This is a genomic window from Kitasatospora phosalacinea, assembly GCF_000717185.1.
Lineage (GTDB): Bacteria > Actinomycetota > Actinomycetes > Streptomycetales > Streptomycetaceae > Kitasatospora > Kitasatospora phosalacinea_A.
Genome location: NZ_JNYE01000018.1, coordinates 73,494 through 91,489, shown reverse-complemented (window position 1 = coordinate 91,489; position 17,996 = coordinate 73,494). Strand labels below are relative to the sequence as shown.

16 protein-coding genes and 7 tRNA genes are annotated in these 17,996 nt (G+C 73.1%); 12 read left to right on the top strand and 11 right to left on the bottom strand.

Annotated elements, in window-relative coordinates; genetic code table 11:
* The first annotated feature begins 284 nt into the window (after window positions 1-284).
* Window positions 285-461: a hypothetical protein gene (locus OO57_RS44650; protein WP_199811236.1), complete on the top strand. Its 177-nt coding sequence runs from the start codon at window positions 285-287 to the stop codon at window positions 459-461.
* A 254-nt stretch (window positions 462-715) separates the two neighbouring features.
* On the opposite strand, the gene OO57_RS10590 is transcribed toward OO57_RS44650, so the two are convergent.
* The 5 genes from OO57_RS10590 to OO57_RS10570 form a co-directional block, all read right to left on the bottom strand.
* A tRNA-Val gene (locus tag OO57_RS10590) sits at window positions 716-790 on the bottom strand.
* A gap of 36 nt (window positions 791-826) precedes the next feature.
* A tRNA-Val gene (locus tag OO57_RS10585) sits at window positions 827-898 on the bottom strand.
* Between the two features lie 34 nt (window positions 899-932).
* A tRNA-Val gene (locus OO57_RS10580) sits at window positions 933-1,004 on the bottom strand.
* A gap of 36 nt (window positions 1,005-1,040) precedes the next feature.
* Window positions 1,041-1,114, bottom strand: a tRNA-Cys gene (locus tag OO57_RS10575).
* A 57-nt stretch (window positions 1,115-1,171) separates the two neighbouring features.
* A tRNA-Gly gene (locus tag OO57_RS10570) sits at window positions 1,172-1,244 on the bottom strand.
* Between the two features lie 322 nt (window positions 1,245-1,566).
* Here OO57_RS10570 and OO57_RS10565 point away from each other — a divergent pair.
* From OO57_RS10565 to OO57_RS10555, 3 genes are all read left to right on the top strand, one after another.
* Window positions 1,567-2,610 carry a chorismate-binding protein gene (locus OO57_RS10565; RefSeq protein WP_033252105.1) on the top strand — a complete coding sequence of 348 codons (1,044 nt, stop codon included), beginning with the start codon at window positions 1,567-1,569 and terminating at the stop codon, window positions 2,608-2,610.
* Window positions 2,607-3,425, top strand: a complete 819-nt coding sequence (locus tag OO57_RS10560) for an aminotransferase class IV (protein WP_033252090.1) — start codon at window positions 2,607-2,609, stop codon at window positions 3,423-3,425. The genes OO57_RS10565 and OO57_RS10560 overlap by 4 nt, the downstream gene beginning before the upstream one ends.
* 182 nt (window positions 3,426-3,607) lie before the next feature.
* Window positions 3,608-4,453, top strand: coding sequence for a GNAT family N-acetyltransferase (locus tag OO57_RS10555; RefSeq protein WP_033252089.1), 846 nt, complete (start codon window positions 3,608-3,610; stop codon window positions 4,451-4,453).
* Between the two features lie 57 nt (window positions 4,454-4,510).
* Here the strand turns inward: OO57_RS10555 and OO57_RS10550 are convergent, their stop codons facing one another.
* The 3 genes from OO57_RS10550 to OO57_RS10540 all read right to left on the bottom strand — a co-directional run bounded on the left by OO57_RS10550 (window position 4,511) and on the right by OO57_RS10540 (window position 6,308).
* Entirely contained in the window at window positions 4,511-5,008 is a 498-nt protein-coding gene (locus OO57_RS10550) for a DsbA family protein (RefSeq protein ID WP_033252088.1), read from the bottom strand.
* 44 nt (window positions 5,009-5,052) lie between these two features.
* Window positions 5,053-5,652 (bottom strand): CGNR zinc finger domain-containing protein, encoded by a 600-nt coding sequence (locus OO57_RS10545; protein WP_051777106.1) that lies wholly within the window; start codon window positions 5,650-5,652, stop codon window positions 5,053-5,055.
* Window positions 5,653-5,894: 242 nt separating this feature from the next.
* On the bottom strand, window positions 5,895-6,308 hold the full coding sequence (locus OO57_RS10540) for an SsgA family sporulation/cell division regulator (RefSeq protein WP_030459107.1): 414 nt from the start codon (window positions 6,306-6,308) through the stop codon (window positions 5,895-5,897).
* 371 nt (window positions 6,309-6,679) lie between these two features.
* On the opposite strand from OO57_RS10540, the gene OO57_RS10535 reads away from it, so the two are divergent.
* Together OO57_RS10535 and OO57_RS10530 are read left to right on the top strand one after the other, a co-directional pair.
* Window positions 6,680-6,751, top strand: a tRNA-Val gene (locus OO57_RS10535).
* A 197-nt stretch (window positions 6,752-6,948) separates the two neighbouring features.
* A tRNA-Val gene (locus OO57_RS10530) sits at window positions 6,949-7,020 on the top strand.
* A gap of 77 nt (window positions 7,021-7,097) precedes the next feature.
* On the opposite strand, the gene OO57_RS10525 is transcribed toward OO57_RS10530, so the two are convergent.
* Window positions 7,098-7,862, bottom strand: coding sequence for an exonuclease domain-containing protein (locus tag OO57_RS10525; RefSeq protein WP_051777113.1), 765 nt, complete (start codon window positions 7,860-7,862; stop codon window positions 7,098-7,100).
* 270 nt (window positions 7,863-8,132) lie between these two features.
* Between OO57_RS10525 and thrS the strand changes: the two genes are divergently transcribed.
* Both thrS and OO57_RS10515 read left to right on the top strand, forming a co-directional pair.
* Window positions 8,133-10,112 (top strand): threonine--tRNA ligase, encoded by a 1,980-nt coding sequence (gene thrS / locus OO57_RS10520; RefSeq protein WP_033252087.1) that lies wholly within the window; start codon window positions 8,133-8,135, stop codon window positions 10,110-10,112.
* A gap of 87 nt (window positions 10,113-10,199) precedes the next feature.
* A complete protein-coding gene (locus OO57_RS10515) occupies window positions 10,200-10,757 on the top strand; it encodes an HIT family protein (RefSeq protein ID WP_033252086.1) in 558 nt (185 codons plus the stop codon).
* A 72-nt stretch (window positions 10,758-10,829) separates the two neighbouring features.
* On the opposite strand, the gene OO57_RS10510 is transcribed toward OO57_RS10515, so the two are convergent.
* Window positions 10,830-12,473 (bottom strand): hypothetical protein, encoded by a 1,644-nt coding sequence (locus tag OO57_RS10510; protein ID WP_033252085.1) that lies wholly within the window; start codon window positions 12,471-12,473, stop codon window positions 10,830-10,832.
* Window positions 12,474-12,664: 191 nt separating this feature from the next.
* Here OO57_RS10510 and OO57_RS10505 point away from each other — a divergent pair, with 191 nt between their 5' ends.
* Window positions 12,665-13,087 (top strand): thiol-disulfide oxidoreductase DCC family protein, encoded by a 423-nt coding sequence (locus tag OO57_RS10505; RefSeq protein WP_033252084.1) that lies wholly within the window; start codon window positions 12,665-12,667, stop codon window positions 13,085-13,087.
* Window positions 13,088-13,109: 22 nt separating this feature from the next.
* Here the strand turns inward: OO57_RS10505 and OO57_RS10500 are convergent, their stop codons facing one another.
* Window positions 13,110-15,134 (bottom strand): elongation factor G, encoded by a 2,025-nt coding sequence (locus tag OO57_RS10500; protein ID WP_033252083.1) that lies wholly within the window; start codon window positions 15,132-15,134, stop codon window positions 13,110-13,112.
* A gap of 127 nt (window positions 15,135-15,261) precedes the next feature.
* On the opposite strand from OO57_RS10500, the gene pgsA reads away from it, so the two are divergent.
* From pgsA to OO57_RS10485, 3 genes are read left to right on the top strand one after another with little or no spacing between them, the layout of a single operon-like run.
* The gene (gene pgsA, locus OO57_RS10495) at window positions 15,262-15,918 is read left to right on the top strand and encodes a phosphatidylinositol phosphate synthase (protein ID WP_033252082.1); all 657 of its coding nucleotides are present in this window, start codon (window positions 15,262-15,264) and stop codon (window positions 15,916-15,918) included.
* Window positions 15,915-16,820 (top strand): phosphatidylinositol mannoside acyltransferase, encoded by a 906-nt coding sequence (locus OO57_RS10490; RefSeq protein WP_033252081.1) that lies wholly within the window; start codon window positions 15,915-15,917, stop codon window positions 16,818-16,820. Before pgsA ends, OO57_RS10490 begins: the two co-directional genes overlap by 4 nt.
* Window positions 16,817-17,989, top strand: coding sequence for a glycosyltransferase family 4 protein (locus tag OO57_RS10485; RefSeq protein WP_033252080.1), 1,173 nt, complete (start codon window positions 16,817-16,819; stop codon window positions 17,987-17,989). Before OO57_RS10490 ends, OO57_RS10485 begins: the two co-directional genes overlap by 4 nt.
* The last annotated feature ends 7 nt before the right edge of the window (window positions 17,990-17,996 follow it).

Sequence of the window (17,996 nt, the reverse complement as noted above, 5' to 3'; positions counted from 1 at the left end):
CACCCCGACCGCCCCCCGGGGACGACCCCGAGGACCGTCTCGGGGTCCCCCCGCCCCCGCCTCCGCCTCCAGGAGTACGCCGCCGCACCACGCCTCATCCCAGCGGAGGCGACCGGAACGGTACGCGGGCATGACGACCCCCGACACCCCTCCCGCATACCGTTGTCCACAGCGAGGGCGGCCCCGCTCGTCCCCCGAGAAGCCGCCCCCGCTGCAGACCGCACGCACCACCCGTCCCACCCGACCCGACCCGCAGCACCAGCCCGGCAGGAGCCCCGCACACCATGGCACCGCTCACCAGAGCCCACCGCCGCCGCCACCTCCCCACCACGGAGACCCGGCACCCGGTCGTCGCCCTTGCCATCGTCCTGCCCTGCGCCGTCCTGCTGCTGGCCCTGTTCGGCGCGTGGGACCAACTGGCGACCCAGACCAGAGCGGTCGCCGACCTGATCGGGCGCTGACCCCCGCATGGGGTAGGGGTCCTCGCCGGCCGGAGCAGCCCTCACCGTCGTGGACGGACAGCGTGAGTGGCACAGGCTGCAGCTCCGGCCCACCCGGTGGCCGGGAACGACACGTCGGTGAGGGCGTGCCGTTCCCGGCCACCGTCGTCCCGGCCGCCGTCGTTCCGTTCGCCGTCGTTCCGTTCGCCGTCGTTCCGTTCGCCGCCCGGAAACGCCGAGAGCCGCAGTCCGGGGCGGACTGCGGCTCTCAATGCTGGTGCGCGATACTGGGATTGAACCAGTGACCCCTACCGTGTCAAGGTAGTGCTCTCCCGCTGAGCTAATCGCGCGGGTGCGCCAGGACTCCCGCAGGTGGGAAGCCTGAGTGCGCGATACTGGGATTGAACCAGTGACCCCTACCGTGTCAAGGTAGTGCTCTCCCGCTGAGCTAATCGCGCGGGTCGATCCTGAGGACCGGGATCCGAAGACCAGTGCGCGATACTGGGATTGAACCAGTGACCCCTACCGTGTCAAGGTAGTGCTCTCCCGCTGAGCTAATCGCGCGGAGAGGACCTCCGGTCGAAACCGGACGGCACCTCTTGGAGGTGGAGACGGGATTTGAACCCGTGTACACGGCTTTGCAGGCCGTTGCCTCGCCTCTCGGCCACTCCACCAGGCAACTTCTGAACTTCTCGAACTCCTGGAGAACGATCTTACCCTGTTCCCCATCGAGCGGACGACGAGATTCGAACTCGCGACCCTCACCTTGGCAAGGTGATGCTCTACCAACTGAGCCACGTCCGCCTGTCTGCCCTGGTGCCCCCGGTTTTCCCGGCTGCGTTCCCTGGCGACGTGTTGAACTCTAGCGGATTCCCGGCCCAGCTGAAAAATCCGTTCCCGCAGCGTGGCGCGGGGGTGGCCGCCGAACACCGAACCGCCCACCCCGGCCCGGACGTTCCGACCCGCCCCCGACCTAGACTTTCCGGTACCGGGGCGATCCCCCGGCGCCCGCCCGGCGCGCGTGCGCGAACGGTGCCCGACCCGGCACCGGCGGCGGGCGGCACCGAAACACCCGCGCAGGAGAACCGTGTCCCGCCGCACCCCGCCCCCCAGCCCCGACCAGCCGATGGCCCGCTTCGCCGGCCGCCTCGCCACCGGGCTGCGCGAAGTCACCCACGACCCGGCCGCCCTCGAACACGGCGGGCTCTGGGCCGTCGCCCACGACTTCGAGGGACGACTCACCTGCGCCCGCTTCGCCCACGTCCGCCCCGACCCGGCCCCGCCCGCCACCGACCGCTGGCACGGCCCCGACCCCGCCTCCTGGCACAGCTCCCTCGACGCCGACGCCTACCGCGCCGGAGTCCGCCGCATCCGCGAGCACATCGCCGCCGGCGAGGTCTACCAGGCCAACCTCTGCCGGGTGCTGAGCGCACCCCTGCCCGACCCCGAGCGCACCGACATCGACGCCCTCACCGGCCTGCTCGCCGCCCACAACCCCGCGCCGTACGCAGGAACGATCCGCCTCCCCGAACACGGCGTCGAGATCGCCACCGCCTCCCCCGAGCTCTACCTCGCCCGCCGCGGCCGCACCGTCCGCTCCGGCCCGATCAAGGGCACCGGCCGCACCGAGGACGACCTCCTCGACAAGGACCACGCCGAGAACGTGATGATCGTCGACCTGGTCCGCAACGACCTCGGCCGGGTCTGCGGGACCGGCACCGTCACCGTCCCCGACCTGTGCGCCGTCGAGAAGCACCCCGGCCTGGTCCACCTCGTCTCCACCGTCGAAGGCACCCTCCGCCCCGACGCGGGCTGGGCCGAGCTGTTCGCCGCCACCTTCCCGCCCGGATCCGTCACCGGCGCCCCCAAGAGCAGCGCCCTGCGCATCATCCGCGCCCTCGAAACCGCCCCCCGCGGCCCCTACTGCGGCGCCATCGGCTGGGTCGACGCCGACCGCGGCGAAGCCGAACTCGCCGTCGGCATCCGCTCCTTCTGGATCGAACGACCGCCGACCGGCGCACCCCTGCTCAAATTCGGCACCGGCGCCGGAATCACCTGGGACTCCGACCCCGACCGCGAATGGCGCGAAACCGAACTCAAAGCCGCCCGGCTGGTGGCGATAGCCTCCACCGGCACCCCCGAGACACCCGAAGGAGCGAGCCGCCGATGATCTGGGTCAACGGAACCCTCACCACCGAGGACACCGCCGCACTCCCCGTCCTCGACCACGGGCTCACCGTCGGCGACGGCGTCTTCGAAACCGTCAAGGCCGAGAACGGCGAACTCTTCGCCCTCACCCAGCACCTCGACCGCCTCACCCGCTCCGCCCGCGGCCTCGGCCTCCCCGACCCCGACCACGACCTGGTCCGCGAAGCCTGCGCCGCCGTCCTCGCCGCCAAGCCGCTGCCGCTCGGCCGCCTGCGCATCACCTACACCGGCGGCACCTCCCCGCTCGGCTCCGAACGCGGCACCGCCGCCCCCAGCCTGATCGTCGCCCTTGGCACCGCCAACCCCCGCCCCGAGACCACCTCCGTCGTCACCGTCCCCTGGCGCCGCAACGAACACTCCGCCGTCACCGGCCTCAAGACCACCTCCTACGCCGAGAACGTCGTCGCCCTCGCCGCCGCCCACCGCGCCGGCGCCAGCGAAGCCCTCCTCGCCAACACCGCCGGAAACCTCTGCGAAGGCACCGGCTCCAACGTCTTCCTCGTCCTCGACGGCCGCCTCCTCACCCCGACCCTCGCCTCCGGCTGCCTCGCCGGCATCACCCGCCACCTCGTCCTCGACTGGACCGGCGCCGAAGAGACCGACCTCCCCCTCGAAGCCCTCGCCGACGCCGAGGAAATCTTCCTCACCTCCACCCTCCGCGACGTGCAGGCCGTCACCCGTGTCGACGACCGCGAACTCCCGGGCGTCGGGCCGGTGACCCGCAAGGCGGTGGAGGTCTTCGCGGAGCGGGCGGCGCAGGATCGAGACCCGGCCTGAGCAGGACCGGCTGCGCCGGGGCCGGGGTGGGGGAGAGCCGTCGCCTGCGAACTGCCCGGCGTCGGGCCGGTGACCCGCAGGGCGGTGGAGGTCCTCGCGGAGCGGGCAGGGCAGGACAGGGCAGGGCAGGCGGGGTCGTGCGGGGGGATAGAAGAGCGTCCGGGGCGGGAAAGGGAGACGGCATGACCACCACGTTGCGGCCCGACGGGCCCGAGGAGGCGGGTGTCGGCGGCGGGCGGACGCAGCGCTGGCACATCATGGTGAACGGGCGGCGGGTCGGCGGTCTGCGGACCAGTGCGTGGGCCCGCAGCGGGCAGTACCCGGGGGAGATCAGCGAGTTGGAGGTCGCCGAGGCCGACCGTCGTCGCGGGCGGGCGACCGTCGCCGTGCTGGCCGCCGAGGAGGTGCTCCGGTACTGGGGGTGCGCCCGGGTGCAGCTCGTCGTCCCGGTCGAGGCCACCGTCGCCCTGCGCCTCGCGCACACCCTCGGGTACACCGAGCGGATGCGCAACCTCGGCAAGGAGCTCGGCCGAGTACCGCCGCTGCCAGCCGGGTTGACGGACCGTCCGATGACGCCGGAGGAGTACCCGGCCTGGCAGGAGGCCGCCGTCGCGGGCTACCGGCAGGACCTGCTCGCCGCCGGTCTCGGCCCCGACGAAGCCACCGCCCGCGCCGAGGGCGACCACCGCCGCGCCCTCCCCGTCGGCCTCGGCACCGTCGGCACCGTGCTGCGCCGCCTGCTGGACGCCGACGGCCGCGTCCTCGGCACGATCTGGGTCACCCTCCACCAGGACCGGCTGCCCGACGGCAGCCCGCTCGCCTGGGTGATGCTGGTCGAGGTCGCCCCCGAGCACCGCGGCCGGGGCCACGGCCGCACCCTGATGCACGTCGCCGAACGCGAGTGCCTGCGCGCGGGCGTCCGCCACCTCGGCCTGAACGTGTTCCGCGACAACGCGGTGGCGCTCGGGCTGTACGAGTCGCTCGGCTACCGGACCACCCGGCACGTGCTCGGCAAACCCCTACTCTGACCGCCCGGCCCCGCCCGTCCCCGCGTCCGGGCCGACCCCCGCCCCGCGGCCCCCGTCTCAGCCGTTCAGCAGCTCGACGATCCGCTCCCGCAGCCCCTCCTGCGACTGCCCGCCGTCCAGCCGCTTCCCGGCCACCACGTACGTCGGCGTGCCCGTGACCCCGATCGCCCGGCCCTCCGCCACGTCCGCGTCGACCCACAGCATGTGCCGGCCGTCGACCAGCGCGGTGTCCACCTCGTCCGCGTCGACGCCCACCGCGGCGGCGATCTCCACCAGCACCGGCGCCCCGCCGCGCTCGACGTCCTCCAGCCGCGCCAGCACGGCCTCCGCGAACTCCCAGCCGCGCCCCTGCTCGAACGCCTCCGCCGTCGCCTCGGCCGCCGGGTACGCGTGCTTGTGCTTCTCCAGCGGGAAGTGCCGCAGCTCAACGGTCAGCGCGTCCCCGAACCGCTCGCGCAGCGCCCGGACGTCGTCCAGCGCGGTACGGCAGTCGGGGCACAGCAGGTCGCACCAGAACTCGACACGGGGCAGGGAGGGCAGGGGGGAATCGCTCATGCCGCCCAGTCTCCCAGGTCGGGAGCGCCCCGCCGAACGCCCGCTCAGCGGCCCGGAGCCGCCTCCGCCACGGCCTCAGCCACGGCCTCCGCCTCCGCCGAGCGCTGCCGGGCCCGGTACGCGGCCACGTGCAGCCGGTTGCCGCAGGTGCGGCTGTCGCAGTAGCGGCGCGAACGGTTGCGCGACAGGTCGACGAACACCCGGGCGCAGCCCGGCGCCTCGCAGCGGCGCAGCCGCTCCAGCTCGCCCGCCGTCACGATGAACGTCAGCGCCATGCCCAGCTCGGCGGCCAGGTGCGGGCCGATCGCGGCGTGCGGGGCGAAGTAGTGGACGTGCCAGCCGTGGTGGTCGTGGTTGGCCAGCCGGGGCGTGGTGCCGGCCTCCGCGACCACCGCGTTCACCAGCTCCACGGCCCGCTCGACCGATCCGGCCGAGAAGACCTCGCGCAGTCGGACGCGCAGCTCGTGCACCGCCGCCAGGTCCGCCGGACCGAGCGAGTCGATCTCGCTGATCTCCTGCCGGACCACGAACGCGCTCAGGGCCGCCACGTCGGGCAGCTGTTCGCTGCCGCACGCCTCCGGCGCCGTGTTCAGCAGCTCCACCAGGATGCTCAGCGCGCACTCGGTGTCATGGGTGATCAGCACGTGGGGGCTCCTCACGCGGCGCCGGCCCCGGGGCCGGCGCGTCGGTCATCGCGCGCCGACTCTACCGGCCCCGGCCCGGACGCGACTGAGCCCCGGGCGTCCGCTCCGGTGGGAGAGGACGCCCGGGGCCGGACCCCGAGGCCGCCAGGGCGACTGCGAGCTGCGACCGTGCCCCCGAGTAGGACGGTGCGCATCGAGGCGTTCCCGCCGCCGCGCGACGGCGGGCCGTACTCGTACGGGGTTCAGTTCTCGGCGAGGATGTGGGACAGCTCCCGGTCGAGGTCGAAGTGACGGTGTTCGGTGCCGGGGGGCACCGCGGCGTCCGTCCGCTTGAGGAAGGACTCAAGCGCCCGGGCCGGGGCCTCCAGCAAGGCCTCTCCTTCCGGAGAGCTCAGGGCGATGCAAACCACGCCTTGACCGTGACTGCGGGACGGCCACACCCGGACGTCGCCGGTACCGGTCGGTCGGTGCAGCCCCTCCGCGAGGAGGTCGCGGGCGAACACCCACTCCACGGTCTCGTCTGCTCCGGTGTGGAACGTCGCATGCACGGCATAGGGGTCGGCAGTGTCGTAGCGCAGGCCCGCGGGGACGGGCAGTGACGACTCGCTAGACACGATGAGGCGCAGGTGCAGCTCGCAGCTGACCGTGGTGTTCATAAGCGCCAGGGCCTTTCGCTCAGTGTGCGCTCGGGGAATCGCACGTCGGCGAACGGACCATCCCACCTGAAAGCCCGGTGTAAACCCGTCTGTCCCGATTCCGGTGCGAGTCGTACCCCTTCCGGCGCATTGCGGAATCCCCCGGCGGCCCCGGCCGCCGGGACGACGGGCCGGTAACGGCAGGGCATTACCGGCGGTCGCACCGGGACGGGCCCCGGAGGGACTGGAGGAACCCACGAACCTGGCCCGGCCGGCCGCCCCGCCCACGCTCCGGCCGCCCGGCCCGGTGACGGCCCGGCGGGGGCGGGGCGGGGGCGGGGCGAGGGTGTTCGGAGCACCCGTGCGGATGGGGTAATGTTTTCCCTGCACCCGGGCGATTAGCTCAGCGGGAGAGCACTTCGTTCACACCGAAGGGGTCACTGGTTCGATCCCAGTATCGCCCACCGGAATGCACAGGCGCAGGGCTCCGACTTGTTTATCAGGTCGGGGCCCTGCGCCTTTTCCGCATGCCCCGGCCGGAGTTCTGACGGACATTCAACGCGCCCTCCCGGAAGGGGAACTGGGGGACCGTCCGTGGAACGGATCGTGGAACGGATTGTGGACCGGGGCCCAAGTGGTGCTACAGTTCTTCTCGTTGCCCGGGCGATTAGCTCAGCGGGAGAGCACTTCGTTCACACCGAAGGGGTCACTGGTTCGATCCCAGTATCGCCCACCGAGCAGCACGCAGGCCCCGACCACGCCGTCGGGGCCTGCGGCTTTTTTCGCGGGCCCGGCGGCCGCGACGCCCCGTCAGGCCGCCAACTCGCAGGCGTGGCCCGGCTCCAGGCGCTCGCCGCAGCGGCACCGGGCCGGGCGCACCGGCCAGGCCGTGTCCACCCGCTCCGGCGTGCCCGAGCGCTCGAACCACCGCTCCAGGCCGCGCGCCTGCGCCGCGTGCCACACCGCCTGCCGCAGGTGCAGCTCGGCCGGCGTCAGCCCGCCGAGGCGCTCCTCGTGCCGGTCCGCCACCGCCCGCACCAGCTCCATCGCCGCCAGCGCGTCCGCCGCCGCGTCGTGCGCGCCCACCAACTCGACGCCGTAGTGGGCGCACAGGTCGGTCAGGGTGCGCCGCCCCTGGCGGTAGCGGTCGAACTGCTTGTCCAGCACCCGCGGGTCCAGCACCAGCAACTCCGCGCCGTCCAGCACCTCGGCCAGCGAACCCGCCCCGTGCCGCCGCAACTCCCGGTCCAGCAGCGTCAGGTCGTACGGCGCGTTCATCACCACCAGCGGGACGCCCGCCCGCGCCTGCTCGGCCAGTGCCCGGGCCACCTCCACCGCGACCGCGCGCGGCGGCCGCCCGTGCGCCCGCACCTGCTCGTCCGAGATGCCGTGCACCGCCCGGGCCGGTTCGGGGATCGGGACCCCCGGATCCGCCAGCCACGTCCGGACGGCGGCCGCCCCGCCCGGTGCGGACTGCACCACCAGGGCGGCCGAAACGATTCTGTCCCGCTCGACGTCGACACCGGTGGTCTCGGTGTCGAAGGACGCCAGCGGACCGCGATACCAGGAAGCCAGCTGCTGCATGACGCCCCCTCAGACGCCGCACGGTCCTTGCCGGGCCGCCGCTGCCACCGAGGACCGGTGCAGCGGCCGCACCGTGCTGAAGTGATACCGCACTCGGCGGTCCGTCAACCGTCCCCCGTGACCGGATCGTGGCGGAAAGTGACCGGCACGACCGCGGGGACGGCCTCCGGGCCTTGGGCGACGTGGACACGTCCCGGCTCGGTACCATGCACGGTGCAGCGGTTTGCTGCGCCACGGTAGCCAGAACGTCAGGAGAGACCGGTGACGGACGTCCGGATCATCATCAACCGCGAACCCGATCGGGAAGAGCGCGTGGTGACCACGGGCACTACGGCCGCCGAGCTCTTCGCCGACGACCGCGCCGTGATCGCCGCCCGGGTCGGCGGCCAGCTCAAGGACCTCGCCCACGTCGTCCGGGACGGCGACGAGGTCGAACCCGTCGTGATCTCCAGCCCCGACGGCCTCGACATCCTGCGGCACTCCACCGCCCACGTGATGGCCCAGGCCGTCCAGCAGGTCTTCCCCGAGGCCAAGCTCGGCATCGGCCCGCCCGTCCGCGACGGCTTCTACTACGACTTCGACGTCGAGCGGCCGTTCCAGCCGGACGACCTCAAGGTCATCGAGAAGAAGATGCAGGAGATCATCAAGCGCGGGCAGAAGTTCTCCCGCCGCGTGGTCACCGACGAGGCCGCCCGCGAGGAGCTCGCCAAGGAGCCCTACAAGCTCGAACTGATCGGCCTCAAGGGCTCCGCCGCCACCGCGGGCGAGGGCGCGGACGTCGAGGTCGGCGCCGGTGAGCTCACCATCTACGACAACCTCGACCCGAAGACCGGCGAACTCTGCTGGGGCGACCTCTGCCGCGGCCCGCACCTGCCCAGCACCCGGCACATCCCGGCCTTCAAGCTGATGCGCTCCGCCGCCGCGTACTGGCGCGGCAGCGAGAAGAACCCCATGCTGCAGCGCCTCTACGGCACCGCGTGGCCCACCAAGGACGAGCTCAAGGCCCACCTCGACTTCCTCGAGGAGGCCGCCAAGCGCGACCACCGCAAGCTCGGCAACGAGCTCGACCTGTTCTCCATCCCCGAGCAGATCGGCTCCGGCCTCGCCGTCTTCCACCCCAAGGGCGGCATCATCCGCCGCACCATGGAGGACTACTCGCGCAAGCGGCACGAGGAGGAGGGCTACGAGTTCGTCTACACCCCCCACGCCACCAAGGGGAAGCTGTTCGAGACCAGCGGCCACCTCGACTGGTACGCCGACGGCATGTACCCCCCCATGCAGCTGGACGAGGGCGTCGACTACTACCTCAAGCCGATGAACTGCCCGATGCACAACCTGATCTTCGACGCGCGCGGCCGCTCCTACCGCGAACTCCCGCTGCGCCTCTTCGAGTTCGGGACGGTCTACCGCTACGAGAAGTCCGGCGTCGTGCACGGCCTGACCCGCGCCCGCGGCTTCACCCAGGACGACGCGCACATCTACTGCACCCGCGAGCAGATGGCCGACGAGCTGGACCGCACGCTGACCTTCGTGCTGGACCTGCTGCGCGACTACGGTCTGAACGACTTCTACCTGGAGCTGTCGACCAAGGACCCGGAGAAGTTCGTCGGGTCGGACGCGGATTGGGAGGAGGCCACCGCCGTCCTCGCCAGCGTGGCCGAGAAGCAGGGCCTGCCGCTGGTGCCGGACCCGGGCGGCGCGGCCTTCTACGGCCCGAAGATCTCGGTGCAGGCGCGCGACGCGATCGGCCGGACCTGGCAGATGTCGACCGTGCAGCTCGACTTCAACCTGCCGGAGCGCTTCGACCTGGAGTACACCTCGGCGGACGGCTCGCGGCAGCGGCCGGTCATGATCCACCGGGCGCTGTTCGGCTCGATCGAGCGCTTCTTCGCGGTGCTGCTGGAGCACTACGCGGGCGCGATGCCGCCGTGGCTGGCCCCGGTCACCGTCACCGGCATCCCGATCACCGACGAGCACGTGCCGTACCTGCTGGAGGTGGCGGCCGAGTTGAAGAAGCACGGGATCCGGGTGGAGGTCGACACCTCGGACGACCGGATGCAGAAGAAGATCCGCAACGCGCAGCGCAGCAAGGTGCCGTTCATGCTGATCGCGGGCAACGACGACGTCGAGGCGGGCGCGGTGTCGTTCCGCTACCGCAGCGGCGAGCAGAAGAACGGCGTGCCGAAGGCCGAGGCGATCGCGGAGATCGTCGAGGCGGTGCGCAGCCGGGTGCAGGTCTGATCCCGGTCGGACGAACCCGAGTGACGTGCGGGGCGGTCTCCTTCGGGAGTCTGCCCCGCACTGCTTTGTTCGTGGGCCGCGGCGCATATGCTGGCGGGCATGACGAGTGAGCCGGAACTGCAGCGGGGCGTGGGGGAGCCGGACGGCTTCCGGCGCCTGTGGACACCCCACCGGATGGCGTACATCCAGGGCGAGAACAAGCCCACCGGGCCGGCTCCCGACGACGGTTGCCCGTTCTGCTCGATCCCGCGGCTGGGTGACGAGGAGGGGCTGGTCGTGCAGCGCGGGGAGTCGGTGTTCGCGGTGCTGAACCTGTACCCGTACAACGGCGGGCACTTGATGGTGGTGCCGTACCGGCACGTCGCGGACTACACCGAGCTGGACGGGCCGGAGACGGCGGAGCTGGGGGAGTTCACCAAGAAGGCGATGACGGCGCTGCGGGCGGCGTCGGGGGCGCACGGGTTCAACATCGGGATGAACCAGGGGGCGGCCGCGGGGGCGGGGATCGCCGCGCACCTGCACCAGCACGTGGTGCCGCGCTGGGGCGGGGACACGAACTTCATGCCGGTGGTGGGGCACACGAAGGTGCTGCCGCAGCTGCTGGCGGACACCCGGAAGATGCTGTCCGAGGTGTGGCCGGTCTGACGGAAGCGTCCGGGGGCGTACGGGAGGGTTCCTCCCGTACGCCCCCGGCGGCTGTCCGCGGGCGGGGCCGGGTCAGCCGGCGTCGTACTTGTCGGCGCGGTAGGGGCGGGAGCCCTGGATCTCGCTGCGCAGGATGTTGGAGCGGTTGGTGAAGCGGTCGACGGCGACGTCGTGCTCGTCGAGGAACTCGATCACGGCGGCGTGGATGATGCCGACGACGGGGCGGGGCAGGTAGATGGTGTCGTCGGACTTGTAGCGGCTGTTCCAGGCGGGGTCGGCCCAGGCCTGGCGCAGGCAGAGGGGTTCGGGGAAGGAGATCGAGCCGCCGAGCCACTTCAGCAGGCCGGGGATCCTGTGGAAGGGGGCGCGGACGGCCTGCCGGACCACCTCGTCGTCGTTGACGACCGCGAGCTGGACGGTGCGGGTCTCCCAGAACCGGAAGGTCTTGGGGACGTCCTTCTCGGGGACCTTCGGCTTGGCGGTGAAGTAGCCGTTGATCGGGCCGAGGGTGTGCGGGGTGACGTGGATCTGCAGGTTGCGGGAGAGCACCATCACGTTGACGACGATGGTGGCGACCAACTGGCCCTTGTGCAGGACGAACTGGACCGCGATCCGGTGCCGGGTGTCGGCGCCGAGGCTCTGCTTGCTGGCGAGTTCCTGGACGGCGAAGTCGCGCATCCGGTCGCCGTCCATGTCGGGGCCGGAGGGGCGGCCGATCTCGTCGGCGCCCTCGCCGATGTCGAGCACCACCCAGTGGCTGATCTGCGGGCGGGGCAGGCCGCCGTTGGGGACGTCGCTGGCGGTGAGGCCGGAGAGGCGGTCGGCGATCCGGCGGGTGAGGTCGGCGACGTGGAAGGTGCGGAAGTCGTCGTGGCCCTCGGCGGGGCGGAGGTCCTCGGTCATGGACCACTCGGACCAGCGGGCGCCGATGCCGAGGATGCCCTTGGGGCCGGCGTAGTGCTGGATGTTGGTGGCCTGCTCGGTGCTGAGGCGGTCCAGGGCGGCCTTGAGGGCGTTGGCCTTCTTGTCGAGGTGGTCCTTGGGGACGGCCTTGGGGACGACGGCGGCGACGGGGCTGCCGCCGACCAGGTCCCCCCAGCGGGCGCGCTGCTCCGTGACGCTGGCGACCACGGTGCGCTTGGCGAGGTACCAGCCGACGGCCGGGCCGAGCATGACCACCCGGAAGTAGAGGCCGGGCAGGCCGCCGAACGGCGGGCGGACCAGCAGCAGCAGGGCCAGGCCGAAGGCGAGCAGCAGGGCCAGGGTGCCGACGAAGCCGTCCCGGGCGGCGGACTTCTTGGTGCCGAGCCAGGCGCGGGCCTGGTAGGCGGCGAGCCAGACCAGGGTGCCGGGGAGGAAGAGGACGCCGAAGAGCAGGCTGATGCCGGCCAGCCTGCGGTCGCGGGCCTCGCGCAGGTCCTGGGCGGCGAGGCAGTGCTCGACCACCATGCGGACGTCGGTGCCGTGCGAGGGGACGAGGGGCTTGCGGCCGCTGCCGAGGGTGCGGTCGATCAGGGCGCGGCTGAAGGCCTCGCCGGCGCTGGGGCGGAACAGGGCGAACTTGCCGGCCTTGACCCCGACTCCGGTGAGGGCCTCGAGTTCCTTGACCTCGCCGGTGCGGTACGCGGCGGAGGAGAACGCCTGGGTGACCGCGGTCTGGTTGCCGACGTCCGTCCGCGGTACCTGCGCGCCCGGCGTCATGTCGAGCTGAGTCACCTGTGCAGCTCCTTCTCCCCTGATCGATCTGCGGCAGGTTACCGCGCGGGGGCCGGGCCGTGCGGATCATCGGCTGATCCCGGGTCACATATCGGCCGTGCGCGGTGGTTTCGGGGTGATGGTGCCCCGTGGGGGCGGGTTCGACGCCCCCGGTTTGTGGCGGGGCGGCGCGGGGGTGGAGGATCACCGGCATGACGAGTGCGTACGCACCGGGCCCGGTGCTGGTTTTCGACGGCGATTGCGCGTTCTGCTCCAGCTGCGTGCGGTGGGCGGAGCGCTACCCGCGGCAGAGCCTGTCCTCGGCGGGGTGGGAGGCGGTGGCGTGGCAGTTCGCGGACATGGCGGCGCTGGAGGAGTTCACCGGCGGGGAGGTGACGGCGGAGCGGGCCTCGCGGGAGGTGCTGTGGGTGACGCCGGACCGCCGGGTGTACGGCGGGGCGCAGGCGGTGGCGCGGCTGCTGATGCGGTCGGGCGGGCTGTGGGCGTGGGCCGGCGGGGTGCTGGCGCTGGCGCCGGTGCGGCCGGTGGCGGACGTGGTCTACCGGTGGGTGGCGAAGAACCGGGACCGGATGCCGGGCGGCACGCCGGCGTGCGCGCTGCCGCGGCGGTCGTAGCTCGTAGCGGTCGCAGCGGGGCTCAGCCGCCGGTGTGCTGCGCGGCGAGGTGGGCGGGCATCGGGGCGTGCCGCAGGTAGCTGCGGGTGAACTGGCCGGTTCCGTGCGACAGCGAGCGCAGGTCGAGCGGGTAGCGGGTGAGTTCGAGTTCGGGGACCTCGGCCCGGACGAGGCTGAGGCCGGGGCCGCCGATCTCGGTGCCCAGGACGTGGCCGCGGCGGGCGGACAGGTCGGTGAGGACGGCGCCCTGGTACTCGTCGGGGAGGAGCACGCGTACCTCGTCGACGGGTTCGAGGACCTCGACGGCGGTGCGGTCGGCGGCCTCCTTGAGGGCGAGGGCGGCGGCGGTCTGGAAGGCGGCGTCGGAGGAGTCGACGGAGTGCGCCCTGCCGTCGGTGAGGGTGACCCGGACGTCGGTCATGGGGTGGCCGTGCAGGCCGTGGGCGAGTTGGGTGCGGACGCCCTTCTCGACGGAGGGCACGAAGTGGCGGGGGACGGCGCCGCCGACGACGCGGTCGACGAACTCGAAGCCGCCGCCGGGGAGGGGTTCGACGGTGAGGTCGCAGATCGCGTACTGGCCGTGGCCGCCGGACTGCTTGACGTGGCGGCCGTGGCCCTCGGCGGGGGCGGCGAAGGTCTCGCGGAGGGCGACCTCGTAGGGGACGGTGTCGACGTGGACGCCGTGGCGGGCGGTGAGGCGGTCGAGGGTGACGGCGAGGTGGGCCTCGCCGGTGCACCACAGGACGAGTTGGCCGGTGTCGGGGTTCTGTTCGACGCGCAGGGCCGGGTCCTGGGCGGCGAGGCGGCCGAGGGACTGGGAGAGCTTGTCCTCGTCGGCCTTGGAGCGGGCCCGGACGGCGGTGGGGAGCAGGGCCTCGGGCAGCGGCCAGGGGGGTAGGGCGGTGCTGCCGGTGGTGAGGGTGTCGCCGGTGCGGGCGGTGGTGAGCTTGGTGACGGTGGCGAGGTCGCCGGCCACGGCGTGCGGGGCGGGGCGGAGTTGGTGGCCGAGGGGGGTGTGCAGGGCGGTGAGGCGTTCCTCGGTGCCGTCGGGGAGGTGGGCGGTGGTGTCGGGGTGGAGGGTGCCGGTGAAGACCTTGAGCAGGCTGAGGCGGCCGAGGTAGGGGTCCTCGCCGGTGTGGACGACCTGGGCGGTGAGGGGCGCGTCGGGGTCGGCGGCGGGCAGGTCGTCGGTGCGGTCGGCGGGGGAGGGGAAGGCGTCGGCGACGAGGTCGAGCAGGGCGTCGCAGCCGGTGCCGTCGGGGGCGGTGGCGAGGACGGGGTGCAGGGTGCCGGCGAGGAGTTCGCGGCGCAGTCCGGCGGTGAGGGCGGCGGTGTCGAGCCCTTCGCCGTCGAGGTAGCGGGCCAGCAGGGTGTCGTCCTCGCCGGCCAGGGCCTCGACCAGGCGGGCGCGTTCCTCGTCCAGGGCGGCGCGGAGGCCGGGGGCGTCGCCGGGGGTGCCGTACGTCCGGCCGGTGAGCAGGTCGGTGCCGCCGTGGAGGTGGCCGTCGCGCAGGTCGACGTGGTGCAGGAGGCGGACGGTGTCGGGGGTGCCGAGGGTGTCCTGGAGCATCCGCAGGACGTCGTCGAGGCGGACGCGGGCGGTGTTCAGGTGGGTGAGGACGATCGCGCGGGGCAGGCGGGCGTCCTCGCACTGCTGCCACAGGGCGCGGACGGGCCGGGGGACCTCGGGGTCGGCGGCGGAGTGGACGAACAGGGCGGCCTCGGCGGCGCGCAGGGCGGCCTGGAGCTCGCCCGCGAAGTCGGCGTAGCCGGGGGCGTCGATCAGGTTGATCTTGAGGTCGCGCCAGGGCAGGGGGAGGAGCGCGAGTTGGACGGAGCGCTGCTGCTGGTGCTCGATGTCCTCCCAGTCGGCGGTGGTGGTGCCGTCGGGGACGGTTCCGGCCCTGGTCAGGACGTCGGCGGTGCGGGCGAGCGCTTCGGCGAGGGTGGTCTTCCCGGCTCCGCCGGCGCCGACCAGGGCCACGTTGCGGAGCCGGTCGGGTCGGTCGGCGGTCGGTGCGGGGGTGCGGGCCGTCCGGTCCGGCATGGTTGGCCTCCTGCCGCTCGATCAGCGTGGATACCATTGTCCAGCCGGGCGGGTCCATTCGCGCGGCCGCCCGGCGGGCGAGCGGTCCGCGGGTGCCAATCCGAGGAGCGGAGCGGACCGGAAGGCCATGCTCAACAAGTACGCGCGTGCCTTCTTCACACGTGTCCTCACCCCGTTCGCCGCGATGCTGCTGCGCTGGGGTGTCAGTCCGGACGCCGTCACGCTGATCGGTACGGCCGGGTCGGTGGCGGGCGCCCTGGTGTTCTTCCCGCGCGGGGAGTTCTTCTGGGGCGTGATCACCGTCACGCTGTTCATCTTCTCCGACCTGGTGGACGGCAACATGGCCCGCCAGGCGGGCCGCTCCAGCAAGTGGGGCGCGTTCCTGGACTCGACGCTGGACCGGGTCGCCGACGCGGCGATCTTCGGCGGTCTGGCGATGTGGTACGCGGGCGGCGGGAACGACGACCTGCTGTGCGCGGTGGCGCTCTTCTGCCTGGCCAGCGGCCAGGTGGTGTCGTACACCAAGGCGCGCGGCGAGTCGCTGGGCTTCCCGGTGAACGTGTCGGGGCTGGTGGAGCGGGCGGAGCGGCTGGTGATCAGCCTGACCGCGGCGGGGGTCGCGGGACTGCACACGTTCGGGGTGCCGTACGTCGAGTGGCTGCTGCCGGTCGCCCTGTGGGCGGTCGCGGCGGGCAGCCTGGTGACGGTGGCGCAGCGGATGCTGACGGTGCGCCGGGAGTCGGCGGAGCTGGAGGCGGCAGCCGCCGCCGAGGGGGTCAAGTGAGGGAACGGTTGGTCGACGCCGCCTACGCGGCCGGGTGGGCGGGGCTGAGGCACCTGCCCGAGCCGGTGGCCCGCGGTCTGTTCGACACCATCGCCGACGTGGCGTGGCGGCGGCAGGGCAAGGGGGTGCGGCAGCTGGAGGCCAACCTGTCGCGGGTCCACCCGGACGCGGACGGGATCCGGCTGCGGGAGCTGTCGCGGGCCGGGATGCGCTCGTACATGCGGTACTGGAGGGAGTCGTTCCGGCTGCCGACCTGGAGCCGGGAGCGGATCGCCGGTGCCATAACGGTGAAGAACCTGGAGCAGCTGGACGGGGTGCTGGCGTCCGGGCGGGGCGCGGTGCTGGCGCTGCCGCACATGGCGAACTGGGACCTGGCGGGGGCGTGGATCGCCTCGGCGGGCGGGCACCCGTTCACCACGGTCGCGGAGCGGTTGAAGCCGGAGTCGCTGTTCGACCGGTTCGTGGCGTTCCGGGAGAGCCTGGGCATGGAGGTGCTGGCGCTGACCGGCTCCCAGGTCTCGGTGGTGGGGACGCTGGCGCGGCGGCTGCGCGAGGGCGGGCTGGTGTGCCTGGTCGGCGACCGGGACCTCTCGGAGGCCGGGATCCAGGTGGACTTCTTCGGCGAGCCGACCCGGATGCCGGCCGGTCCGGCGGCGCTGGCCCAGCGGACGGGGGCGGCGCTGTTCCCGGTGTCGCTCTGGTACGACGGGGCGATGCTGCGGGCCGAGGTGCACCCGGAGGTGGTGCCGTCCGGGGAGGGCACCCGGCAGGAGCAGGCCGCGGCGATGACCCAGGCGATGGCGGACGTGTGGGCGGGCGCGATCCGCGAGCACTCGGTGGACTGGCACATGCTGCAGAAGCTGTGGCTGGCCGACCTGACCCCGCGGGGGGCCGAGGCGTGAGGATCGGCGTGGTGTGCCCGTACGACTGGGACGTGCCGGGCGGGGTGCAGTTCCACATCCGGGACTTGGCGGAGCACCTGATCCGGCTGGGGCACGAGGTGTCGGTGCTGGCCCCGGCGGAGGACGAGGAGGCGCTGCCGCCGTACGTGGTCTCGGCGGGGCGGGCGGTGGCGGTGCCGTACAACGGGTCGGTGGCGCGGCTGAGCTTCGGGATCCTGTCGGCGGCCCGGGTGCGGCGGTGGCTGCGCGAGGGCCGGTTCGACGTGCTGCACGTGCACGAGCCGAACTCGCCGTCGCTGTCGATGCTGGCGGCGTGGGCGGCGTCCGGGCCGATGGTGGGGACGTTCCACACCTCGAACCCGCGCTCGCGGGCGATGATCGCGGCCTCGCCGATCCTGCAGCCGGGCCTGGAGAAGATGTCGGGCCGGATCGCGGTGTCGGAGTACGCCCGGCGCACCCTGGTGGAGCACCTGGGCGGCGACGCGGTGGTGATCCCGAACGGCGTGGACGTGCGGTTCTTCGCGGACGCCGAGCCGGACCCGCGCTGGCAGGGCGGCGCCGCCGGGGGCGGGCCGGGCACCATCGGCTTCATCGGCCGGATCAACGAGCCGCGCAAGGGCCTGCCGACGCTGCTGGCGGCGCTGCCGCGGATCCTGGCCGAGCGCCCGGGCGTGCGGCTGCTGGTCGCGGGCAAGGGCGACGAGGAGGAGGCGGTCGCGGGCCTGGCGCCCGAGGTGCGGGCCCGGGTCGAGTTCCTCGGCATGGTCTCGGACCGGGACAAGGCCCGGCTGCTGCGCTCGGTCGACCTGTACGTGGCGCCGAACACCGGCGGCGAGTCCTTCGGCATCATCCTGGTCGAGGCGATGTCGGCGGGCGCCCCGGTGCTGGCCAGCGACCTGGACGCGTTCCGGCAGGTGCTGGACGGCGGCGCGGCCGGGGAGCTGTTCCCGGTGGAGGACGCGGACGCGCTGGCGGCCTCGGCGCTCAAGCTGCTGGGCAGCCCGGAGCGGCTGGCGGCGCTGCGCGCGGCGGCCTCCCGGCACGTGCGGCGCTTCGACTGGGAGACGGTCGGCGCCGAGGTGCTGTCGGTGTACGAGACGGTGACCGACGGGCGCCCGCCGGTGGCCGAGGCCGAACCGTCCGTCCGCCGTCCGCGTCCGAGCCGTTGAACCGCCC

Coding starts and splice junctions, on each gene's coding strand:
- OO57_RS10555 (WP_033252089.1), top strand. CDS start 3,608: ATGACCACCACGTTGCGGCCCGACGGGCCCGAGGAGGCGGGTGTCGGC.
- OO57_RS44650 (WP_199811236.1), top strand. CDS start 285: ATGGCACCGCTCACCAGAGCCCACCGCCGCCGCCACCTCCCCACCACG.
- OO57_RS10550 (WP_033252088.1), bottom strand. CDS start 5,008: ATGAGCGATTCCCCCCTGCCCTCCCTGCCCCGTGTCGAGTTCTGGTGC.
- OO57_RS10505 (WP_033252084.1), top strand. CDS start 12,665: ATGACGAGTGCGTACGCACCGGGCCCGGTGCTGGTTTTCGACGGCGAT.
- pgsA (WP_033252082.1), top strand. CDS start 15,262: ATGCTCAACAAGTACGCGCGTGCCTTCTTCACACGTGTCCTCACCCCG.
- OO57_RS10540 (WP_030459107.1), bottom strand. CDS start 6,308: ATGAACACCACGGTCAGCTGCGAGCTGCACCTGCGCCTCATCGTGTCT.
- OO57_RS10500 (WP_033252083.1), bottom strand. CDS start 15,134: ATGCCGGACCGGACGGCCCGCACCCCCGCACCGACCGCCGACCGACCC.
- OO57_RS10515 (WP_033252086.1), top strand. CDS start 10,200: ATGCTGGCGGGCATGACGAGTGAGCCGGAACTGCAGCGGGGCGTGGGG.
- OO57_RS10565 (WP_033252105.1), top strand. CDS start 1,567: ATGGCCCGCTTCGCCGGCCGCCTCGCCACCGGGCTGCGCGAAGTCACC.
- OO57_RS10560 (WP_033252090.1), top strand. CDS start 2,607: ATGATCTGGGTCAACGGAACCCTCACCACCGAGGACACCGCCGCACTC.